Annotated in this window: 17 protein-coding genes; 3 read left to right on the forward strand and 14 right to left on the reverse strand. The window is 42.4% G+C overall.

Annotated features, from left to right (window positions below):
• Window positions 1–165: 165 nt before the first annotated feature.
• From HZA10_01835 to HZA10_01895, 13 genes are all read right to left on the reverse strand, one after another.
• Complete coding sequence (locus HZA10_01835) at window positions 166–324, reverse strand: hypothetical protein (protein ID MBI5195043.1); 159 nt, start codon at window positions 322–324, stop codon at window positions 166–168.
• A 231-nt stretch (window positions 325–555) separates the two neighbouring features.
• Entirely contained in the window at window positions 556–1845 is a 1290-nt protein-coding gene (locus HZA10_01840) for a hypothetical protein (protein ID MBI5195044.1), read from the reverse strand.
• Complete coding sequence (locus tag HZA10_01845; protein MBI5195045.1) at window positions 1842–2627, reverse strand: outer membrane lipoprotein-sorting protein; 786 nt, start codon at window positions 2625–2627, stop codon at window positions 1842–1844. The genes HZA10_01840 and HZA10_01845 overlap by 4 nt, the downstream gene beginning before the upstream one ends.
• Before the next feature lie 45 nt (window positions 2628–2672).
• Window positions 2673–4049 carry a YeeE/YedE family protein gene (locus HZA10_01850; GenBank protein MBI5195046.1) on the reverse strand — a complete coding sequence of 459 codons (1377 nt, stop codon included), beginning with the start codon at window positions 4047–4049 and terminating at the stop codon, window positions 2673–2675.
• Window positions 4050–4070: 21 nt separating this feature from the next.
• Window positions 4071–4601, reverse strand: coding sequence for a rhodanese-like domain-containing protein (locus tag HZA10_01855; GenBank protein ID MBI5195047.1), 531 nt, complete (start codon window positions 4599–4601; stop codon window positions 4071–4073).
• A gap of 64 nt (window positions 4602–4665) precedes the next feature.
• Entirely contained in the window at window positions 4666–5106 is a 441-nt protein-coding gene (locus HZA10_01860) for a hypothetical protein (GenBank protein ID MBI5195048.1), read from the reverse strand.
• 11 nt (window positions 5107–5117) lie between these two features.
• Window positions 5118–6401, reverse strand: a complete 1284-nt coding sequence (locus HZA10_01865) for a sulfurtransferase (protein MBI5195049.1) — start codon at window positions 6399–6401, stop codon at window positions 5118–5120.
• Between the two features lie 142 nt (window positions 6402–6543).
• Window positions 6544–8904 (reverse strand): MMPL family transporter, encoded by a 2361-nt coding sequence (locus HZA10_01870; GenBank protein ID MBI5195050.1) that lies wholly within the window; start codon window positions 8902–8904, stop codon window positions 6544–6546.
• An 80-nt stretch (window positions 8905–8984) separates the two neighbouring features.
• The gene (locus HZA10_01875; GenBank protein ID MBI5195051.1) at window positions 8985–9311 is read right to left on the reverse strand and encodes a winged helix-turn-helix transcriptional regulator; all 327 of its coding nucleotides are present in this window, start codon (window positions 9309–9311) and stop codon (window positions 8985–8987) included.
• A gap of 2 nt (window positions 9312–9313) precedes the next feature.
• Window positions 9314–9835 (reverse strand): hypothetical protein, encoded by a 522-nt coding sequence (locus HZA10_01880; protein MBI5195052.1) that lies wholly within the window; start codon window positions 9833–9835, stop codon window positions 9314–9316.
• Between the two features lie 118 nt (window positions 9836–9953).
• Entirely contained in the window at window positions 9954–10376 is a 423-nt protein-coding gene (locus tag HZA10_01885) for a DsrE/DsrF/DrsH-like family protein (protein ID MBI5195053.1), read from the reverse strand.
• A gap of 58 nt (window positions 10377–10434) precedes the next feature.
• Window positions 10435–11223, reverse strand: coding sequence for a sulfite exporter TauE/SafE family protein (locus tag HZA10_01890; protein ID MBI5195054.1), 789 nt, complete (start codon window positions 11221–11223; stop codon window positions 10435–10437).
• Between the two features lie 540 nt (window positions 11224–11763).
• The gene (locus HZA10_01895) at window positions 11764–12132 is read right to left on the reverse strand and encodes a winged helix-turn-helix transcriptional regulator (GenBank protein ID MBI5195055.1); all 369 of its coding nucleotides are present in this window, start codon (window positions 12130–12132) and stop codon (window positions 11764–11766) included.
• 240 nt (window positions 12133–12372) lie between these two features.
• Between HZA10_01895 and HZA10_01900 the strand changes: the two genes are divergently transcribed.
• From HZA10_01900 to HZA10_01910, 3 genes are all read left to right on the forward strand, one after another.
• Window positions 12373–13014, forward strand: coding sequence for a hypothetical protein (locus HZA10_01900; protein MBI5195056.1), 642 nt, complete (start codon window positions 12373–12375; stop codon window positions 13012–13014).
• A gap of 86 nt (window positions 13015–13100) precedes the next feature.
• Complete coding sequence (locus HZA10_01905) at window positions 13101–15380, forward strand: cadherin repeat domain-containing protein (GenBank protein ID MBI5195057.1); 2280 nt, start codon at window positions 13101–13103, stop codon at window positions 15378–15380.
• Window positions 15381–15561: 181 nt separating this feature from the next.
• On the forward strand, window positions 15562–16239 hold the full coding sequence (locus HZA10_01910; protein ID MBI5195058.1) for a Crp/Fnr family transcriptional regulator: 678 nt from the start codon (window positions 15562–15564) through the stop codon (window positions 16237–16239).
• Window positions 16240–16378: 139 nt separating this feature from the next.
• Here the strand turns inward: HZA10_01910 and HZA10_01915 are convergent, their stop codons facing one another.
• Window positions 16379–16885: an NYN domain-containing protein gene (locus HZA10_01915; protein MBI5195059.1), complete on the reverse strand. Its 507-nt coding sequence runs from the start codon at window positions 16883–16885 to the stop codon at window positions 16379–16381.
• Between the last annotated feature and the right edge of the window lie 9 nt (window positions 16886–16894).

Consider the following 16894-nt stretch of genomic DNA (forward strand, 5'->3'; position numbering starts at 1 on the left):
ACCTTATTATAACAATACTTAAGGTGTGAAGAAATTTATCCCTATCCGTATTGTCTTTGAATATTTTCTTTCTTGCATTACCCCGTGAAGTTACATGATACACTGCTCCGGGGTATTCTATTCTTAAGGGTCTTGCCATTTCTTACAACTTTAACACAATTAATCTTATATTTCAAGACCTGACCCCAATTTTCCACCAAGGTATGCGACACCGACAATAGCAATGACTCTATCTGATGCATCATGAAATTCATGATCCATAGAATCAATAATTTTACTGCCTTTCTCGCGTGCAAGATGCTGTTCATCTATATGATTTTGCATATCAATTGTCCCCTTTCATAAACAACAGTATATTTTGCTTGCCTTGCCCATTAGACAGTTTGTTGGTCCGTTATTAGTCTGTTACGCGAAGTATAGCAAAAAGGCTTGACACGGTCAATGTCCAGCAAATGCCTGATGGACAAAATGAATGCTGGACATTTCTGCATTTTAAATGCATAATATCCGCATGTGGATAAAGAGAGACGCATCTTCCGACAGGGTTCTATCGGTTCAAAACTCATATCGCATCTGAGCATACAGATTATCATTCTTTTCAAATTGCCCGAACTGGCTCCACTCGTCGCCGCCGCCGAAGATATTTCCCCCAATAGCAGCCCAGATATTATCTGAGAAATTGTATTTAATCTCGGGATTCAGCAGGTAATCACCATCAGACGGACTGTAGAAAGAAAAAAGGGAAAGCTTCAGCGTCTGATGCATCAGGAGTTGTGTGAGTCTTACCGAAGTAAGTTGATGTAATTTATTTTCCTGCGGGAATCCTGACGGTACATTTCTTTCATAGTCTGAATAATCGTGCATGTACTCACAGTAATACTGAAGTCCCGCAGTAAAATCTTCCCATATCTGTCTCTGATAACCAAATAAATTTTTGGACTGCGAATTAGGTATCATGGGGTCTGTTCCGTTTTCATCCTGCCTTGAATCGTAATAACCCGCCTCAATACTCAGGACGCCGTCCAGCGCCCTTCCCTGTGTGCTTGCGCCGTAAACAGAGAGTTCAGGATAAAAAAGGTCAATCTTGGTTGGGGATGACATGCTGTCAGGCAGCATTGAAGTCTGCCTATAAAACCCCTTGTAAAAATATACCGATGTATCAAAGCCGGCAATATCGCGGTATATCCTGAAAGCGGTCTCTGTATTATCAAGACTGCCTGACGGCTCCCTCTCTTCCCTGTTTGTAACCAACGGCATGGGGTCAAACATGTAAAACCTATTGCCTTGAGGATAAACATTCGGTTCAAAAAATGGAATAACAATTACCTCTGCAGAGACAGAGGATGGATATACGCCTATCTTTATGCCGTCAACTCCCTTTTTTAAATATTCCATCGGTCTGCCGGAAAAGAATGCTTCGTAGTCTTTGGGGAATACATCATTTATGAAAACTAAATCGCCAACGCCCCATGTGATAACCTGTCTGCCAATCCTTAAATCCCATTTTGAAGAAGTAAAATCAACATATCCTTCCCTCATCTCCAAATCCGTCTTTTCGTCAACATGGTCATAATAGGCATCTGTTTTAAAAAATAACCGGAATGGTTCTTTGTTTGTATCAAGCTTTAACTGCATCCTCTCCTCAGCCCATTTAAAATCGCCACCGTCAGGATTGGACATGTCAAGGTCCGCAGAATAATTGCCCTGAAGAAAGCCGTGAATAGAGGTCTCTGATGCAGCTGCATATGAAACAGACAGAGCGTAGAATACAGAACACAGAGCACAGACAATAAATGTACTCCGTCTTAACTGACTGCAAACAGCTAACCGCTGACGGCTTCTCATTCCACCCACTTCTTGGGTGGTTGTTTGAGGAATCGCTCGCTGAAAAGGCTGTCCTCAACGCCGATGTTGTAATCCGTCTTTGTGAATGTTACCTCTGTCCTGTGTCCGCTCAGAAGATTTTTCATTGCCCTTTTTGTAACCGTTGGAAAACCCTTCACATCTTTAACTTCATCTGCAGTAAAAACCCTGTTTAACTCGCCCTTCTTGTCATAATACTCTTCTTTTAACGGCAGGAAATTGACTTTATCAATCCATGAGAGTTTGTAACTGTAATCAGCATCCTGAGCCTTTGGAGCGCTTTTTATCACATAGCAGTCCCTTGCGCCTATTTTTTCTTCCTTTGCAATGCTGTGCGTATCATCCTCAATATCCCTTCCGGATATGTCTTCGTATGTAAAATCAGAGCCGACAAAGCTTGAACTCTTATCCTGCGCCGCAATCCGGCGAACCATGTTAATTGCCGGTATAAACAGCCACCTGTCATCATCTTTTGCAGGAAATTTATAAACCATAAACGTCATATCTTTTACGTCGGCAGGCTGAAAGAAATACATGAAATATTTTTGCTCGCCTCCTGATGCGCCGTAATTTTTTCTCAGCATTGTCATTTCCCTTACCCTCTCCTGACCACCCTTGCTAATTAATTTCATCATTACCCGAGCCTTAAAGTCTTTGCCCTGATAAAGAAAAGCTTCCTGAGATTTCTTCATAATATCAGTGGCATCAAGAGCGAATGTCTCAACAGGCAATAGCATTATAAGTAACAAAATGAAAAATCTCATCGTCTTAAACCTCCTATTAAATTGTTTGTTCATTATTTTACACCCCTATGTTTTTTTCTGAAGCCCTTTGAGAAATATCTCGTCTGTTGAATGAGTAATATATTCCTTAGGGGTTATTTTTATTGTCTGAGAACCCTTTTTTATTGCCCATATGAGAAGCGCTGCAAGAATTCCTGTATAAAGAACTGCAAACCCATATTGAATATAGGGAATATCAGGTAAAAGTTCAAGGATATTTCTTTCTTCAATAATTCCTTTGGCAAAAAATAACTCCTCAAATTTTTCCCTATAAAGCGTAAATGGCAGATATCCAAAGAAAAACCCCGGGAGGGCCGCCAAGCCAGTAAGGTATCCCATAGCTGTTCTTGCATATGATCTTATTTCACAGCCTATCATAAGCACAGCGCCTATGCCGAGGAGAGGCCCTCCAATAAGATGTCCCCAATGAAACCCCCACTTATACTTGCCAGCCTCTACAACAACCGGAATATCCCAGCCAAAGAATATCCAAGTAATAAGTATCGTTATATTTAGCATGAGGATAGCTATAAGCAATGCTGTAAAGGGCATGAGTCCTGTAAACATTGTTTGTGTTATCTTTGCCACCTTCATAGTATCAAAAAAATTTTTTGGCATATGAAGGGAATGAGGCGCCATAACAGCGCATTCTGTTCCAAACCCTGTTTTTGCAATGCCAAAACCAAGTAAAAATCCAACCAACGTCTTAAGAGATATTTCTGTCCATGGCAGTCGTCCAATACTGTTAGATGTCTCTCCTTTGAATGCCGTCCAAAAAGTTGATATTAATAATAGAAATAAGAATGCTGTCAGGACTATTCTTAAAGGATCCTTATATGGTTTATATTCAGGGTCATAACATAAACTTTCAGTTGGATATTCAAGTTCAACACAGTGCTTGACAGTTGCGTGTGTCTCATGGTGTTTCATAAAACCGGCAACATTAAGTTTTGCCATAAACAGAAACGCAAGAAATGCAAATGGAATGCTCACCATTGCCACAACTAAAGATGTAAGGCTCATAGCCGCAATTCCGCCCAAATAGTGCCATGTAGTGCATCCCTGCGCAATCCTTGTGCCAAGCCCAAAAGTTGCCCCGCCTAAAAATGAGAGCGCCGCAATACTAAAGGGATATTTGGCCCAGGCCTTATGTTCCCTCTCAAGGATTGTTACAAGGAATGCGCCGACTAAAATGCCGATTATAATCCAATGGATATCTGCATCATAGAGCCTGGTGATATAATTAGTCTTTGTAATATTTTCCTCAATTGAACCAAACATCTTTGCAAGTCCTGTGGTTATCGGTATCGGCGTCTCATATTTAAGGAAATAAATTACCTCTGCAAGACCAACTAAAAATCCGCCCCATACAAAAGACCATGGTTTTGTAAATATTCTCTTCATACAACCCCCTTTAAAAATTCTTTATTTAGTTTCTTTTTCACTTTTTCCACTTTCCAGTGGATAATTCTTTGTCTTTGGAGCATCTATTAATCCCTGCACATACTCAGCAGCAGGGTAATCCTTCTGCCAGCCAGCCATTCCTAAAAGCATCCCATATGCATCATATCCGAGCATTCTCATAGGCACTATAAGTAACGCCTCACTTGCACCCATGTGGCATACAAAAATTATTTTCTTATCTTTTGGAAGTTTCTGGAGGTTTTCGGGCTTAAATATCTCGTTGTACGGGATATATATAGCTCCAGGAATATGCGCTGCCTTGTATACATTAAGGGCATTTTCGCCAATCCTGACATCAACCGCTAAAAAATCAGTCTTTTTCATCTTCAACCACATATAAACATCATTTGCCCCTACAAAATAGTTTCCATTCTCTGGTCCCTGGCTTACTACTGTGTCTATTTTTTTGACTAATTCTAAGTCATCAGCATAGGTTGGAAATGCTATTGCTATCACAAAAACCAGACAGAGTAAGATTTTGATTATTTTCATATATTAACCTCCGATGGCTTTATATCTTTTTATTTACTGTTCACTGATTACCGTTCACTGTTTTTCATGCACATCCTGACATCTTCTGGAATTCCTTGACTTCTTTAACTACATCTTTCAGTTTTATACCTACTGCATTCGTAATCTCTGTCCAGCTCTTCTCTTCTTTCTTCATTTTTATTATCTCTTTGTCAGATTTTTTAGAGAGTTTTACAATGACTATCACTGTAAGCGCATCTCCGGGGGTAATTTCTTTAAGATCAACTGCTTTCATCACCCTATCAATAACATCAAAATCCACAATTTCAAAGAAATAACTCTTAAGACTTTCTTCAAATCTTTTTATCTCCTTAGGGGTAACACGTTTTTTGTTTGTTATCTCTATGCGTTCTTTTAATTCTTCTTCTCCCCCTCTTGGTCCAGCCGTTGCTGTGAAAACTATAGGCAAAAACAGTGAAAGCACAACTATCAGCGCTAAGATTTTCTTCAAAATTCTTACATTCATTTTGTCTCTCCTTAATCTGCGACTTTCTTGCCTGTCTCAACAGGCAGGGTCTCGTCATTGCCCCAGACAATCCAGCTATCATGGTAAATAGCAGGGTCTTTGAAGCCAAGCAGCCTGAGCACAAAGTAAGAGAACGAAATACGGTTTGCTATGTAACAATAAAGCACCGTCCTCTTGTCTTTGTCCAAACCACCGTAAAGTCTTTGAAGCTGGTATATCGGCCTGAGTTTAGCAGTCTGCGGGTCTATAAATTGATAAAAATGTGGGACATTCCGTATTGTATTTGGTATACGGCCCGCCCTCTTTATCTTATCAGCTAAAAAATGTCCCGGAGGGGTCGGAGATTCCCCCAGATATTCGGCTATGGTCCTGCTGTCAATGAGCTGGGCGTCTTCTTCTTTCTTTGCTATTTTCAGAACTTCCTCAGTAGTTGCAAGCCTGCTTTTTACCACATCCGCTTTAAACTGCACCGGTGTAAGCTTATTCGTCTTCTGCTCCAGCGGCTTGCCCCCCGCTGTCCATATTCCAATGCCGCCGTCAAGCACACGGACATCCTTATGCCCTAAATACTCCATATACCAGAACGGAACAAAAACATACCCTGAAAAGATGCCGTAATATCTGCCCCTTCCAGCTTCATCCGAATTTTCCCTTTGATCGTAAAATACAAGTGTTTTATCGCGGGTGATTCCAATCCTGCCAAGCTTTTTCTCAAGATTTTCCACTTGTCCCAGCGCTAAATCTTTTAACAACCCGCTTCTGGTCCCGGAATTCATCACGGTTGTCTTCGGACTAACTGTCCCTCCGTATCCTGCTGCAGGTGCATAGCCAGGCGCGCTTCCATAACCAGGCGCAGCCGCCTCCTGCTTTCTCTCCCCTGGCTCCTGAGACCTGTCCGTTATTCCTTTTATTTCCAGATCATCTCTGAAAAAATCGTTGCAGGTTTCACCGAGATGTATTGCCGTAGGGATATGGCCTTCATCATATAAATCTTTTGGACGGCAATCAACCACTATCCACATACCGAGGCTCTTTTCTAATTCTTCAGGTTGTGTCAGCAGGTACAGGTTCATCTTTTTCAGTGTCTTTTCCTCCTCTGGCGTGGCAGGTGAGCCTACATACTCAAGAAGTGGTGTTCTTGGACTACCTGCGCCGCCATACCCGGCAGCGGCAGCTTGATGTGTTTGTTCCTTTGACCCTTCGGGTATGCCTGTCTGGCTGTAAACCACTAAGAACCCGAGAATAACTGCAACTCCCCCTATTATTACTCCTTTTATTGTCTGCTGAGAATTCATGTTTCCCTCCTCTTATAACTAATAAATTATGTTATAATCGGAGTGCAGGATGCGGTTATCAAACTTAATTTTATTTTAAGTTTGTCCTTCACGGGGCTGTATCCTGCACCTGCACTCCCCTTTTCTTCCTTTCAAGAAGAACTTACTTATCACCTCCCTTAAACAGCCAGCATTTCGTAAGCATTATCAGCGCCGGCAGGAAAACTATTGTCATCACTGCACTCAGCAGCATCATGCTGACGATAAATGCGCCGACGGTAATATACGGCGTAAGCGGGGCAAATATCATCACAGCAAAAGATGCTGCAAAGAGAACCGCATTACGCATTATTCCCTTGCCAGGCCTTGCCGCAGTCCAGAGTAACGCGTCAATCACTAAAGCAGCCGGCGGACAATAGTCCTTAGCGTACGGGCTCTGCTGCCGGCTATTATTTACTGATTGTTGAATCTCGGCAAACCTCCGCTTAAACCTGCTTATAAAATGAATTGCAAAGTCAACTGCCATGCCAAGACTGAGACAGGAAAGCACAGATATGGGCATATCAAATCTCTTGCCCGAAAACCCTATAACTCCGTAAATAAAGATAACGGTAAATACCAGCGGCACATAGCTTACCACCGCCCATTTGACCGAACGGAAATTCAAGACAAGTATCACAAACACAACAATCAGGGCAAGGATAAAACCTCTAACCATATCCCACAGGACCTCATGATTCCATACAAGATTAAAATAAGCAATTCCAGCAGGTTTTAGTTCCATATGAATCGGATACATCTTTTTGTATTCGTCAACCGCATTCATCACATCCTTCATTGCACCGGCATCCCATGTCTTAAGCTGTACCCATATGTTTGCCTTCTTAAATGCAGTATCCACTACATTGTCCAAATCAGACGGTTTTGCCGACATGCCGAATAAAAAGAGATATTGCCCTATCGCTTCTTTTGTATCAGGGACTGCGTCGTATTTACTGTCATTGTCATGAATAACAAGATTTATCCTCTTTACATAATCGGCTGCCGAAAATGTCTTTCCAACCTCAGGGAGTTTTTCAATGTGCCTCTGCAGTCCTTCTAAATATCTCATAGTCTCCGGATTCTTGATAAACTCTTCTTCCTCAGAAACAGCCACAACATAACCGAGAGATGTGCCTCCAAGCGCGTTATTTATTTCCCTGTCCGCAATGCGTATTTCGCTGTCCTTCTTGAACCAGTCCACCATATTGTTATTCACCACAATTCTTGATATTCCGATAACGGATATAACAAAAAATATAATGCCTATCGTGACTGTTGCTCTCGGTTTATGCGTCCCGAATCCGGCAAGGTTCCTCAGAAATCCGGATGTCCAGCCGGCGGTAATATCTTCGCCATGCGATGCCTTCTCTATATTTTTTTCTTTGACAAAGGTAAACATCGCCGGTATAAAGCTGAAACTCAAAATCCTTAAAACCACAGTGCCGAATGCAATGAGCCCGCCGAAAACTTTGACCGGGACAATGTTCATAAATAAAAGCACGGCAAACCCCGCGGCGGTTGCCAGCGCCGTATAGCGCACAGGACGGCCTACAGCTTTCATCGTCTCTATGATTGCAGTCTTCTTGTCTTTCTTCTCATTGTAGCGGAAGTAAAATTCATTAAAAATATGGATGCTGTCTGTGGCAATCGCCATCAGAAATACAGGCGCCATGGAGCTCATGATATGGACAGGAAACCCGAGAGCTATCAAAAGACCCATGCTCCAGACAATACTTATCATGGCGTCCATCATAAGCGTGACAGAAAGGAAAAGGTCCCTGAACATAAAATATCTGACAGCGAGCATGACCATTCCTGCGATTGGGGCAAAGACTGCCATTAGCTTGAACATCTCGGCGCCGAAGGTATCCCTTGCAACAGGGTCCCCTGCCACATAGTATTTTTCGCCGCCGTTTTGTTTCCTTAATATTTCCCTTATGCGGTCCGCTATTTCTTTGCCATTGGCTCCTTTTTCAAGCGGAACATAAATCGCCGTTGTCTTTCCGTCTGCCGAGATAATGCGGTTTAAAAACAGCGGGTTTTTAAATAAATTTTTCTGAAATGCCCTTAGCCCTTCACCTTCTTTCGGGATATCAGACATTAGAGGAGCCACCCTTAAAAGGCCCTCCTCTGCGGTCACGTTGGTAATTGTAGGAAAGCTGTTCACATCCCTTGAGGCAACGCCCTTAATACGCGTTATCGCATCTGTTATCGCCTTAATCTTTTCTAGTGTTTCAGGATTGACAACCCCGTTTTCATTAGTAATACCCACAACAATCATGTCTTCATACAGTCCAAAGGCGCTGTCAACTTCATCATTCCAGACCCTTACATCAGATGTTTTAGGGAGCATGTTTTTGGGATTGGTATCTGTCTTAACTTTTGGGAACTGGGTCATAAAAGCAGCAGTGATAATAATGGTCAGGAATACAACCAGCTTAGGATGTGCAACAGAGAATTCAACAAGGGAAAATTTTTTCATGTTTGCTCAACCTCCAATCTAATGATTAGAATATAAATAATTTAGAATATTCTAAATTTTGAATATTCTTGTTAAAAAAATTACTTGCCGGACAATCTCCTTGCTATCCTGCCTCCTTCCTTAAACCTCTCAAGCAGCACCTCTCTCATAAGGCTGCAGGCCTTTATCACCTTAGGATTGGAAATTTTATAAAAAATGTTGTTCCCGTTCCTCTGTGACGTCAGAATGCCTTTCTGTCTCATAACGGCAAGGTGCTGTGAGACGTTTGCCGGAGCTATACCGAGCACAGCTACAAGCTGACTGACGCTTAATTCTCTGTTTCCGAGAGCGTTAAGGATTTCAATCCTTTTGGAATTTCCCAGTGTTTTACATATGTCGGCGTGTATCTCTGAGATTTTTTTGTTCATAGCTAATAATACCTAAGCGCCGGGCTTATTGCAAGAATAAGAATTGAGAATACAAAACATATCTTGCACAGTTTTTTCCTCTTGGCCCGTAAGCCGAAGAATTTATTCACCATATCTTCCTGAGGTTGTGCGTCGGGAGAAAATTTGGAGAATACCTCCTTTATCTTAGGGTTGATGGTAAATGCAATAGTCCCTGCCATTGCAACCATGCCTATGACAAAGACATGTTTCAGTACAAATGCCGTAAATACGACAGCATCAAATTCCTTCAACTGCCCGTGAAAGGCATAGTAGGTTATTGGGAAACCAAATCCTGTCACAAAAAGCACAAAGATGAATGTCCAGCAGTAAGGCTCCAGCCCCTGAATTGTGTCCTCCACAACCTTGTCAAGCTGATAATGGAGTTTTTTGCCGAATTGCGCGCGCTGATTAACCAGCCTCAGGTTGTAAAAAGGCGCAGCCGCACACCCGACAAGCGCAATGTTGTGAAATATGAGCAATACAGTGTAGATAAAATTTTCCATGACCTGCCTCCTTTTAATTAGGGTTCAAGGATTCATGGGTTCAAGGATTCAAGTGAATTTCGTAGTTGCTTTAACACTTAGCCGCTGGAATCCTTGACCGCTTGACCCCTGTATTCTATTAAAACGTCAAATTCATATCCGCCTTAATAACTATATCCTTATAATACGTAGCCGGACTGGCTATTTCAACACCGTCAACAAAATCTTCTTCCTTCATATTAAACAGCGGCACATTCAAGGGACAGGCAAGCAGCCTCGCTCCCTCCTTGTAGAGCATGAAAAGTAAATCTTCCGCCGTCGGGAGGTTCATATCCTCCATCCTCTTCATAACGGCATCGCTTTCTTCTTTGGGCTGGTCCGGCATGCAAACAAGTTTATTTACCTTGTCCTTATGAAGGGCGTTGACCCCGCGCGACCCAAAAAAGATTGTGACCTTAGACCCCTCTTTCAAGAGACTGTATGCGGTCATAAGCGCATTATAGACCTGACACAACTCGTCATGAAAACACATCACCGAAACGTTTTTAGTTATTTTTTCCATTTTTTCCTCCGTTATTTATCAGTATTTACACTTTGAGACTCTGAGTCTCTAACACTGTTTATTGTCCTGTCAATACCTGACACCACATCCTCAGCCCTGTGATTGCAATAATTATTGCAATAATCATCCTGAGGTGCTTGGTATTGACCTTTTTGCTTATGTTTCCTCCGATCTGAGCCCCGGGAACCGTGCCAATCACAAGGGCTATCGCATAGGGCCAGATTATCTGCCCGGTTGCAAGTTTGCCGATAGTGCCTGTAACAGCGCCCATGAACACAACCCCGAGCATACTGCCTATTACAATGCGGGTTGGAATATTCAGAAAATATATCATAGCAGGGATATAGATGAATGCGCCTGGCGCTCCGACCATGCCTCCGAATGTACCTATTGCAAGGCTTATCAATGAAGCATGAAGCTTGTTATATTTAACATCCTCTGGCAAAATGTTCTCACCCTGCTCACGTCTCGGGATAAACATGACTATCGCCGCAATAACAGCCATTGTCGCAAATACGGCTAAAAGGAAAGTGCTTTTTGTGTATTTTGAAAGCAGGGAGCCTGCAAGGTTTCCAACGGCATTGCAGAGCCCCATATACAAAAGAATGGATTTGCTGACAAAACGGTTTTTGTGATGAACAATCAGCCCGGACAAAGATGCGGAAAGAACCTGCACCATGCTTACGGCAGCCACCTCTTTCATATCCAGAAGTCCGACGCCTAAAAGCGGCGGGACATAAAGCAGAAGCGGTATCATGAAAATAGCGCCTCCAAGCCCGAGCAGTCCTGACAGGAAACCGCCGCCGAGTCCGAGAAGAACGAGTGTAATTAAAAATGGTATATCCATAATATTCCCCTTTTTATATTCTAAAATTTAACCACAGAGACCGCAGAGTATTTTTTTAATAACATCTCTGGATCCCCGTTTTCACAGGAATGACGTCTTTTTTGAAAACACAAAGTTTTCCTCTGTGTTAATCTGTGTAAATCTGTGGCTAATATTTTTTCTCTATCTCCGCCTTTAGTTCTTCATAAGTAACTGTCCCGTTGTTTGCCAGCACTCTGTCGTTCAGCACAACAGACGGACACGGCAAGGGGTTATTTTCCATTTTATATTCATCCGATGTCTTTTTAATTACAATAATCTCTGCGCCAAGCTCTTTTTCCGCCCACCGGGCGGCTTCGGTGTTCTGCTGTCACCTCTTGCCCCTCGGCTCATTGACATATAGCTTAACAACATTTTTTTTCATCACTGCCTCCTTTTTATTCTTCAGCCGCAGATTTACGCAGATTTTTTTAATCTGTATTTTCTCTCTGTGTTTTCAGTGTTAATCCGTGCCAATCTGTGGCTAAATTTAGTTATGTTTTTCTCTGTGTTTAAATAATTTTATCTTTTACGGTTACCGGGATAAGTCCCCTTTTTTGTTATCGGACAGCATTTAGGTCTTGGCAATTCATCGGGATAATCTTTTTTGAGCAGTTCAATTAAATCTGGTATTATCGGATTTATTAAAAAGTAGCACCTCAATCTTCCGTCAACATAATAATCAATAAGTCCGGCATGTCTTAATGCCGCAAGGTGCTGTGAAACATTCGGCTGGCTGATTTCTCTGCCAAATGCAGATCCGCCTTTGGCGGAAAGGAATGTTGTAAAATCACTGACGCACTTCACGCCGTTCTGAAGTTCCTCAAGTATGGCTATTCTCACCGGATGCGCAATAGCTTTAAGCGCCTCAATTTTTTGTGATTTTTCCATATATGCAAATATTATTATATTTTTATGTATTTGTCAAGGGGAAATTTTTGATGCAGGGAAGGCCATTCTCACTGTTGCATCGTTGCACACTATAAAAAATATTTATACCTCCCATAAGAAACTATAAAAAATCTTGACAATGCTATTAATTTAACTTATGATTTTATTGTAGTGCAAGCTATGCATGCTCATGACATTTAATAAAATTTTCTACGTTAAAAAATGCGGGGGTGCTTTAAAATGAAAATAAGCCGGAAAAAATTTTTAACAGGTATTTTATTTTTGTTAGCGGGTATTTTCCTGTTATCAGCCAATGTTTCAGCCGTAGTGCCGCCTTATTTAACTTTTGGTGGAAATTACTATTATGATGCCGCTACAAGAGAACTTTCTTTCACAGATGTCACGGCGTATTGGATTGAGTATACCGATACCTCTTATGGTTTTGATGATCCTATATTGTACGCTGCGCTGTCATTTGGCACGCTTATGAATAGCGCCGAAAATAACCTGGGTTTTGGGCCGCCTCCCGGAGGAACTGCCGGCTCTGTTGACTTTTCAATTGACGGCTTTATTACTGCAAATCTTTATAATTTTGTTGTAGTAAACGGAGATGTGGAATGGGCCGGTCTTTCTAATATCACGCCTGTCAGCGGCGCTCCTGATTCACGTTATGTAAATGAATTGCTTGCCAATGGCGGAGGGGGTGGCATTATATCTATGAACTTTACGAAAATGGAGAATGGAAATCCGGAAGATTTTATAGCTACTTCCTCCGGGGCTTTTGGCGGCATAGTAGCCGCACCAGAACCTGCAAGTGCAATACTGTTTGCTGCCGGCAGTGCGGTATTGGCATTCAGACGATATCGCAAAAAAAGAATTTAACGGCGTTTCCTGATTATTAATTAAACAAAATATAAGTGGATATTATTTTATAGTCTGTCAATTGTAAGGAGGGACGAAAAATGAACATGAAACGAAAATTGCTTATTGTATTAACCGTTATTTTGTCTCTGACGATTTTTGCAGAGTACAATTGGGCGGCTACCCTGCTTCCATGGGTGCGTTTTAGCGGCAGTTATAACACTACCGCTGGAATTGGAACGGGTTCATTGACCCTTAATGCATCTGTAAGTGAAATGGATTATCAAAACGGAAATGTTTGGAAAGCTAATGTTTCCGGCATTGAAACTATTTATGGCGCAAAAATAGTGCTTTCCGGAGCGGTCAGGACCGGAAATTATAGTTTCAATGGCGACCCGTCTAACCCGGATGATGTCACTCTTTCAATTGTTTCATCCGATGGTTATGTTTATTTTACTTCCACATTAGCTGATAGTGTATTTACACAGCAAGGCCTGTATTTTGTCTGGTTAAATCAATGGCTGAATACCAATGACCTTGCCACCCTCAATTTACACAATGTAGTCTTGCGCCCGAATGGAGATGACGGCGCGCATCCTTCAAGGTATATCTCCGAGCTGGCGGCTTATCTGGGTTCTACAAATGTCAGCGGAATGAAGATGCAATTATATGTCCCCCCCTCAGGAAATTTTACAACAAACAGTTCAGGCCCGATTACATTTGGTTTGATAGACGGTCTTCAGTCGCTAAACACCCCGCCTGCCGCCAATGCCGGACCGGACGTGACTATTTCAACCAATCAAGTTGCAGCAACTGCGATTAACGGTACTGTGACCGATGCGGATGCTGCTTATACGCTTACATGCCGCTGGACAGAAATAGATGAATCAGGAAATGTTTTAAGTGTTTTACAGGACTGGACCCCTGTTGGGATAGACAGTTTATGCTCTCTGAATTTAAGCGCTCTTTCACTTGGACTGGGAACACATATTCTGAACCTTGATGCAAACGACGGGGAAGTAACATCATCAGACAATATGACATTAATAATAAACAACACTGCCCCCCACGCCAATGCCGGTAATGATATTATTATTACAAGTGAAGAAGTTGCCGCAACAACGATTCAGGGCGCTGCAACGGATTTTGACGGCAACACGCTCCTCCAATGCCGCTGGATAGAAGGAACAGCCGTTTTACAGGACTGGACCCTTGCCGGGATAAATGGTGAATGTCCTCTGAGTTTAGGCGCTCTTTCACTCGGCTTAGGGGTGCATACCCTGACCTTAGAAGCGACTGATAGTCAGGCAACATCATCTGATGATATGATATTGACAATAAACAACACACCGCCGATTGCCAATGCCGGAGAAAATATTACCGTTACAAGCGATCAAATTGCCGTAACTGCAATTCAAGGCACTGCCACAGATTTTGACGGCGATGCGATTACATGCCGGTGGACCGAGACAGATGGAGCCGGGAATGTATTGACTGTCCTGCAGGATTGGACCCCTGCTGGGCTAAACGGTGAATGTTCTCTGAGTTTAAGCACTTTTTCATTCGGCTTGGGGGCGCATACCTTGTCCTTTGAAGCAAACGACGGACTGGCCACATCTTCAAATATAATGATATTGACAATAAACAATTCCTTGCCTCATGCGGCCCCCGGCGGAGCCGGAGTTTATGTTATTAACACTCCTGTAATACTGCCCGGTGATGCTTCTGATTTTGACGGCGACATGCTGTATTACGAATGGGCCGAAGGAACAAATGTATTATGCTCCGGAAGTATTCAGTCAGTTGCAGGCGGAACTGCTGTCCTGCTTCCTGATTGTGTTGTATCAAACCTGAGCCTTGGTATGCACACAATCAGTCTTAAAATCTCTGATGGATTTAATCAGCAGGATATAAAGTATATTACAGTACAAATAATTGATAACATAGCTCCGACAATTAAACCTGTTGCAAATAAATATATCCTCTGGCCGCCAAATCATATAATGGTGAATATCGCTATTGCAGCAAATGCGACCGACAACAGCGGCTGTCCCGTTACTTTAAACACAACCGTCACAAGCAATGAACCTCAATATGGTTTAGGCAGCGGAGATACAGGACCTGACTGGACTGAACCGGTGATAGATCAGACCACAGGAATAATATACCTGCAACTGCGCGCTGAACGTTCAGGTCGTGGTAAGGGAAGAGTTTACACCATAACAATTACGGCAACGGATTGTTCAGGTAATACCAGTACTGCAAAGGTGAAAGTCCGTGTTCCTCACGATCAGGATAATGACGACAGGAAGAGAGAGGACCGGGATGAGCGGGACAGAGATGACAGACATGATAGGAAAGATTGCAAAGACGATAGAGATGATTAAAAGAAGAGCAATGTAACCTGTAAGTTTTATAAAAGGGGGGCAAGCGCCGATGTATCGGCGCTTGCCCCCCTTTTTTTTATAATCCTCCTGGAGATTTTATTTGACAACAAACAGAAAATTAAATACACTTTGTAAGTGACTGAATGGGGTAAACTTCTTACTGTATACGATGGGGTTAAAAATGATTACAGACCTGCTTAAAAAAACCACCGTATTTTCCTCCCTTAAAGATGAGGGGTTAAAAGAGATAAGCCCTCTTTTTGAACACCTTAGTTTTAAAGACGATGCCTATATTTTCATGGAGGGCGACCCTTCGGACTGGTTTTATGTCACAGCATCAGGAAGGGTTAAGATAGTCAAACACACAATAACAGGCAAGGACATCATACTTGAAATCATGTCCCCCGGCGACATCTTCGGCGGTGTTGCCGTGCTTGATAAAAAACCCTTACCGGCATCAGCGCAGGCTATGGAGCCGGTCAGCGTAATCAGGATTAACCGCAAAAACCTCATCAACATTATGGAAGAACATCCCGCGCTCAAACTTGAGGTTGTGAAATACTTCAGCGGCAGGTTGAGGGATGCACATGAGACCTTAAAAAACATTGCCACAGAGCGCGTGGAAAAAAGAATTGCCTCGCTTCTGCTCAAGCTCTCGGAAAAAGTCGGCACTGATGACAAGGGGTATAGGAAAATAGACTTTCCGCTTACAAGGCAGGAAATCGCCGAGATGGTCGGCACAACCGTTGAAACGAGCATCAGGACTATGAGCAAATTTCAAAAACAGGGCATGGTAAAATCCCTTCAGAGAAAGATTACGGTTGACACAAAATTACTTCATAAGTTCCTTGAGGAATAAATCTATAACATCTTAAAACTATGACGTTATTATGCCGAAAATATACCTTCAGGGCTGTCATTCCCGCGTGTCTTAAGCGGGAATCCAGTTCCTTGTAAAATACCTCTGGATTCCTGCCTTCGCAGGAATGACGTCTTCATTAAAGCTTTTTAATAGCTGATTGTTTTTGCTTCTGCTTTTTTGAAGGTTTGTATGGATTGCCCTTGCGCCTAACAGTCCCAGTTTCATTTTCTTCTTCGTCCTGTATAGCCTTATCTTCATCTTTTTCAGTGATACTGCCTGCTAAATAAAGTTTCCTCTCAAACTCACTTGAAGTAAGGGAGACAAAACCTCTATTGCGTGCAAAATCCGCAATCTCCCTGTCAGAGCTTATAACAATCCATGACTTTTTGTCTTTTAACAGAATCCGTTTAATTACAAGGTCTGCCTTTTCTCCGAGCCTTGAAAAAACAACAGTAACCCTGCCCTTTTGCATGCTTGTTTCATTCAACTGTCCGTCTTTCCAGCCGTCAAAGACTACGGTGACATCGTGATGCTTCAGGTTTGAGTACTCGCAAAGCCGGGAGATTAAATTACTACGGGCTTCTTCAATGTCCCTGTGGACAATGCCGATAAGATTGTATCCGTCAATGAGGATGTAGGACATATTTCCAAT

Source organism: Nitrospirota bacterium (genome assembly GCA_016212185.1).
Taxonomy (GTDB): Bacteria; Nitrospirota; Thermodesulfovibrionia; order UBA6902; family DSMQ01; genus JACRGX01.

Excerpts from the sequence above, each read along its gene's own strand:
- HZA10_01870 (MBI5195050.1), bottom strand. The coding sequence starts at position 8,904 with ATGAAAAAATTTTCCCTTGTTGAATTCTCTGTTGCACATCCTAAGCTG.
- HZA10_01880 (MBI5195052.1), bottom strand. The coding sequence starts at position 9,835 with ATGGAAAATTTTATCTACACTGTATTGCTCATATTTCACAACATTGCG.
- HZA10_01835 (MBI5195043.1), bottom strand. The coding sequence starts at position 324 with ATGCAAAATCATATAGATGAACAGCATCTTGCACGCGAGAAAGGCAGT.
- HZA10_01895 (MBI5195055.1), bottom strand. The coding sequence starts at position 12,132 with ATGGAAAAATCACAAAAAATTGAGGCGCTTAAAGCTATTGCGCATCCG.
- HZA10_01855 (MBI5195047.1), bottom strand. The coding sequence starts at position 4,601 with ATGAAAATAATCAAAATCTTACTCTGTCTGGTTTTTGTGATAGCAATA.
- HZA10_01910 (MBI5195058.1), top strand. The coding sequence starts at position 15,562 with ATGATTACAGACCTGCTTAAAAAAACCACCGTATTTTCCTCCCTTAAA.
- HZA10_01850 (MBI5195046.1), bottom strand. The coding sequence starts at position 4,049 with ATGAAGAGAATATTTACAAAACCATGGTCTTTTGTATGGGGCGGATTT.
- HZA10_01915 (MBI5195059.1), bottom strand. The coding sequence starts at position 16,885 with ATGTCCTACATCCTCATTGACGGATACAATCTTATCGGCATTGTCCAC.
- HZA10_01860 (MBI5195048.1), bottom strand. The coding sequence starts at position 5,106 with ATGAATGTAAGAATTTTGAAGAAAATCTTAGCGCTGATAGTTGTGCTT.
- HZA10_01905 (MBI5195057.1), top strand. The coding sequence starts at position 13,101 with ATGAAACGAAAATTGCTTATTGTATTAACCGTTATTTTGTCTCTGACG.
- HZA10_01885 (MBI5195053.1), bottom strand. The coding sequence starts at position 10,376 with ATGGAAAAAATAACTAAAAACGTTTCGGTGATGTGTTTTCATGACGAG.
- HZA10_01840 (MBI5195044.1), bottom strand. The coding sequence starts at position 1,845 with ATGAGAAGCCGTCAGCGGTTAGCTGTTTGCAGTCAGTTAAGACGGAGT.
- HZA10_01900 (MBI5195056.1), top strand. The coding sequence starts at position 12,373 with ATGAAAATAAGCCGGAAAAAATTTTTAACAGGTATTTTATTTTTGTTA.
- HZA10_01875 (MBI5195051.1), bottom strand. The coding sequence starts at position 9,311 with ATGAACAAAAAAATCTCAGAGATACACGCCGACATATGTAAAACACTG.
- HZA10_01845 (MBI5195045.1), bottom strand. The coding sequence starts at position 2,627 with ATGAGATTTTTCATTTTGTTACTTATAATGCTATTGCCTGTTGAGACA.
- HZA10_01890 (MBI5195054.1), bottom strand. The coding sequence starts at position 11,223 with ATGGATATACCATTTTTAATTACACTCGTTCTTCTCGGACTCGGCGGC.
- HZA10_01865 (MBI5195049.1), bottom strand. The coding sequence starts at position 6,401 with ATGAATTCTCAGCAGACAATAAAAGGAGTAATAATAGGGGGAGTTGCA.